Raw genomic sequence first — 4621 nt, forward strand, 5'->3', positions numbered from 1 at the left:
GCTGATTATAAAGAAGAAAATAAGACGTTTTGAAGAAAAGGAAAGGGGAAGGAGATACATTCGGAGCATCAAGGAGGAAAGGTAAAACACAACCTAAGAGAAGAAAAAGACAATTCTTGCCAAAAAAATGAAGAAAAAACAGCAGACTGAAAGAACTTTATTCTTTCGGTTACCTATTTTTTGTTTTTCCGATGAACATTTCCTACCTTCCACTTGTTTATTTCTATAGGAAATTATTTACATTGAAAATATATGAAGATAATTATTATTGGTGGTGTTGCAGGTGGAGCAACCACTGCTGCCCGAATCAGAAGAGTAGACGAATCGGCAGAAATCATCCTTTTGGAAAAAGGAAAGTACATATCGTATGCAAATTGCGGCCTTCCTTATTATATTGGAGGAGTTATTGAAGAGCGGGAAAAACTGTTCGTTCAGACTCCCGAAGCGTTTTCCACACGTTTCCGTGTAGATGTACGTACAGAAAACGAAGTGATTTTCATCGACCGGAAAAGAAAGACGGTAACCGTGAGACAAAGCAATGAAGACACCTACGAAGAGAGCTACGACAAGCTGCTGATATCGACCGGAGCTTCTCCCGTACGTCCGCCGCTACCTGGAATAGACCTCGAAGGTATCTTCACCTTGCGAAACGTGGCAGACACGGACAATATCAAGACATACATCGACACCCATGCTCCACGCAAAGCCGTTGTGGTGGGTGCCGGATTCATCGGATTGGAAATGGCGGAGAACCTCCATGCACAAGGCGCAAAGGTTTCGATAGTGGAAATGGGCAACCAGGTGATGGCTCCCATCGACTTCTCGATGGCTTCGTTGGTGCACCAGCATTTGATGGACAAGGGAGTGAATTTGTATCTGGAGCAGGCAGTAGCTTCTTTCGAACGAGACGGGAAAGGGCTGAAAGTCAACTTCAAGAACGGAGAGACCATTCCGGCGGATATCGTTATCCTGTCCATCGGCGTACGTCCGGAAACGAACCTGGCGCGGGCTGCAGAGCTGACCATCGGCAGCGCCGGAGGTATCGCCGTGAACGATTACCTGCAAACGTCCGACGAATCCATCTACGCCATCGGCGACGCGATAGAGTACCGCCACCCGATTACGGGCAAGCCCTGGCTCAACTATCTTGCTGGGCCCGCCAACCGTCAGGGACGCATCGTTGCCGACAATATCTTAGGAGCCAGGATTCCGTATGAAGGTTCCATCGGGACTTCCATCGCGAAAGTATTCGACATGACCGTAGCTTCTACCGGATTGCCCGGCAAACGGTTGCGGACGGAAGGAATAGAGTTTATGTCGGCCACCGTCCACCCGGCTTCTCATGCCGGCTACTATCCGGATGCCATGCCGATGAGTATAAAAATAACGTTCGACAAGCAGACGGGACGCCTGTATGGCGGTCAGATTGTAGGCTACGACGGAGTAGACAAACGGATTGACGAGCTGGCACTCGTTGTCAAGAACAAAGGAACCATCTACGACCTGATGAAAGTCGAGCAGGCGTATGCCCCGCCCTTCTCGTCGGCCAAAGACCCGGTAGCATTGGCAGGCTACGTGGCAGAAGACATTATCACAGGCCGAACGAATCCGGTGTATTGGAGAGAACTGAAAGACATTGAAATGGAGCAGACGTTCCTACTGGACGTACGCACACCAGATGAATTTGCTTTAGGAACACTGCCGGGCGCTGTAAACATCCCGTTGGACGAACTTCGCGACCGAATAGGCGAATTGCCGAAAGACCGGACTATTTATACGTTCTGCGCCGTCGGCCTGCGGGGATACCTTGCCTACCGCATCTTGACGCAACATGGATTTGACAAGGTACGCAACCTTTCGGGCGGACTGAAGACCTACCGTGCCGCCACGGCTCCCATCATTCTACACGAAGAGCACGAAAACAAGACAGAGAAAACACTCGCACAACCTGCCTCCAAAACCATCCGTGTAGATGCCTGCGGGCTGCAATGTCCCGGTCCCATCCTCAAAATGAAAAAGACAATGGACGGACTGACACCAGGCGAACGGGTGGAAATCACAGCTACCGATCCGGGATTCATGCGCGATGCCGCCGCATGGTGCAGTTCGACCGGCAACCAACTTGTTTCAAAAGAGGTATCCGGAGGAAAATCGGTAGTTATTATAGAAAAGGGAGAACCAAAAGCGTGCAATATTGTTACTTCTTGTGAGGGCAAAGGAAAAACCTTCATCATGTTCAGCGATGACCTGGATAAAGCGTTGGCAACCTTTGTACTCGCCAATGGCGCGGCGGCAACCGGACAGAGAGTTACCATCTTCTTCACTTTTTGGGGATTGAACGTCATCAAGAAGTGCGACAAGCCGAAAGTGGAGAAGGACGTATTTGGCAAAATGTTCGGAATAATGTTGCCTTCAAGCTCCAAAAAACTGAAACTCTCGAAGATGAGTATGGGCGGAATAGGCGGAAAAATGATGCGCTACATCATGAAGGAGAAAGGAATCGACTCACTCGAATCACTGCGTCGGCAAGCCCTGGAGAACGGAGTGGAATTCATTGCCTGCCAGATGTCGATGGATGTGATGGGAGTGAAAAAGGAAGAACTTTTAGACGAAGTGAGCATCGGCGGCGTCGCCACGTATATGGAACGGGCGGACAACGCCAACGTGAATCTCTTTATTTAACGGAAGTAACCAATAAAATATATTCAAACAAAAGATGAAAACAATATGTGCAATGCGGGATGTATTCAGAGCGATGGCAAACTTTGAATCTGCGTTTGAGAAAGTCTACCGGATATCGTTGAACGAAGCCATGATACTGTGTACCCTCAAATGTCCGACGGAGAAAATGACAGCCACCCACCTGTCGAAACAGACAGACTTAAGCCCGTCTCATACATCGAAAATGCTTCGGATATTGGAAGAGAAAGGGCTGATTATCCGAACACTCGGCAACGAGGACCGCCGGCAAATGTATTTTCATCTGTCGGCAACAGGCAAACAACGAGTGAACGAGCTGGAGCTTGACAAAGTAGAAATACCGGAGTTATTGAAGCCCCTGTTTTAACCACCCCGGTCGATAATGGAATAGTGAGCAATCCGCCTATATATGGGCAGATTGCTCATTGTGCTTTAAAGAAAGGCACAGAAAGATGTTAATTTCCCGGCAAGATACTCCTTCGGACGAACCTTTTCATCTCTACCTTGTTATTTGTTGGAAAGCCCCACGGTACCAGGGTTTGATTTTATATAACCTAAACATTATAAAAGATATGAAGAAATTAATTCCTATTTTATTGGCGGTCTTCGCATTCGCATCCTGCGAAAAAGACCCGGACATGGGCAAGCTGGATGACAACTATCTGGTATATACCAACCACGACGAGAAAGCTGACTTCAAAGTTCCTACATTCTTTCTGGCACCCGAAATCCTGGTGATTAACGATAGCAAAGAGCCGGAATATCTCGTAGGAGAAGGCGCAGAAGAAATTTTAGCTGCTTATACGAAAAACATGGAGGCAAGAGGATATACAGCAGCTACCACCAAAGAAGAAGCCGACCTCGGCATTCAGGTAAGCTACATTGAAAGTACTTACTATTTTACCGATTACAATGAGCCCGAATGGTGGTGGGGGTATCCCAGCTACTGGGGCCCCGGCTATTGGGGAGGAAACTGGGGAGGCGGATGGCACTACCCGTATGCAGTGACATACAGTTATAGCACCAACTCATTCCTGACAGAAATGGTGAATCTGAACGCCGACCAGGGCGAAAGCAAGAAACTTCCCATTATATGGACAAGTTATCTGACAGGATTCGACACTGGCTCCAAAACGGTGAACCGCACCCTTGCTGTGGAAGCTGTCAACCAGTCGTTCACTCAGTCGCCCTATATTACAAACAAATAATCAATTACAAGCGTTATGAAAACAAAAAAGAATATATACATCAAGGTGATGGCGTTAATAGCCCTTGCCATCGCCTTTGCGATGCCTGCTAAGGCGCAGTTGTCGGACAACGGATATGCCAACTTCGACTGGCAGTTCAATGCTCCCATCAACAATAGTTTTGCCGGTAAGGCAAGCGGCTGGGGGATGAACATGGAGGGCGGTTACTTTGTGACTCCCAACGTCGGACTCGGACTTTTTGTCAACTATCACAGCAACCATGAATATGTAGGTCGCCAAACCTTCCATATGGCGGGCGGTGATGTCACTACCGACCAGCAGCATACCGTCTTTCAGTTGCCTTTCGGCGCCGCTTTGCGTTACCAATGGAACCGTGGCGGAGCCTTCCAACCCTACATCAGTGGCAAGGTAGGTGCCGAATATGCTAAAATCCGTTCAGACTTCAGCACATTACAGGCAAGAGATAAGAGTTGGGGATTCTATGCATCGCCCGAAGTAGGCTTCAACGTATTTCCCTGGGCATATGGTCCCGGGCTGCACCTTGCGCTCTACTACAGTTATGGAACCAACAAAGCCGACGTACTGCACTACAGCGTGGACGGACTGAGCAACTTCGGCTTCCGTGTGGGTGTATCCTTCTAACGGAAGAACTGCAACTACAGACTGATTACATTAATAAACAAAGAAAGTAAAAGGCGAATGTATGAAAACCC

At 48.3% G+C, this 4621-nt stretch carries 4 protein-coding genes; all 4 read left to right on the forward strand.

Annotated features, from left to right (window positions below; all coding sequences use genetic code 11):
- Nucleotides 1-252 precede the first annotated feature (252 nt).
- Entirely contained in the window at nucleotides 253-2682 is a 2430-nt protein-coding gene (locus QZ331_RS14305; RefSeq protein ID WP_294631416.1) for an FAD-dependent oxidoreductase, read from the forward strand.
- A 34-nt stretch (nucleotides 2683-2716) separates the two neighbouring features.
- Complete coding sequence (locus QZ331_RS14310; RefSeq protein ID WP_294631418.1) at nucleotides 2717-3067, forward strand: winged helix DNA-binding protein; 351 nt, start codon at nucleotides 2717-2719, stop codon at nucleotides 3065-3067.
- Nucleotides 3068-3272: 205 nt separating this feature from the next.
- Nucleotides 3273-3908 carry a DUF4136 domain-containing protein gene (locus tag QZ331_RS14315; protein ID WP_294631420.1) on the forward strand — a complete coding sequence of 212 codons (636 nt, stop codon included), beginning with the start codon at nucleotides 3273-3275 and terminating at the stop codon, nucleotides 3906-3908.
- A 15-nt stretch (nucleotides 3909-3923) separates the two neighbouring features.
- Nucleotides 3924-4550 carry an outer membrane beta-barrel protein gene (locus tag QZ331_RS14320; protein WP_294631422.1) on the forward strand — a complete coding sequence of 209 codons (627 nt, stop codon included), beginning with the start codon at nucleotides 3924-3926 and terminating at the stop codon, nucleotides 4548-4550.
- Nucleotides 4551-4621: the final 71 nt, after the last annotated feature.

Origin of the sequence: uncultured Bacteroides sp. (assembly GCF_910586915.1) — a bacterium.
Lineage (GTDB): Bacteria > Bacteroidota > Bacteroidia > Bacteroidales > Bacteroidaceae > Bacteroides.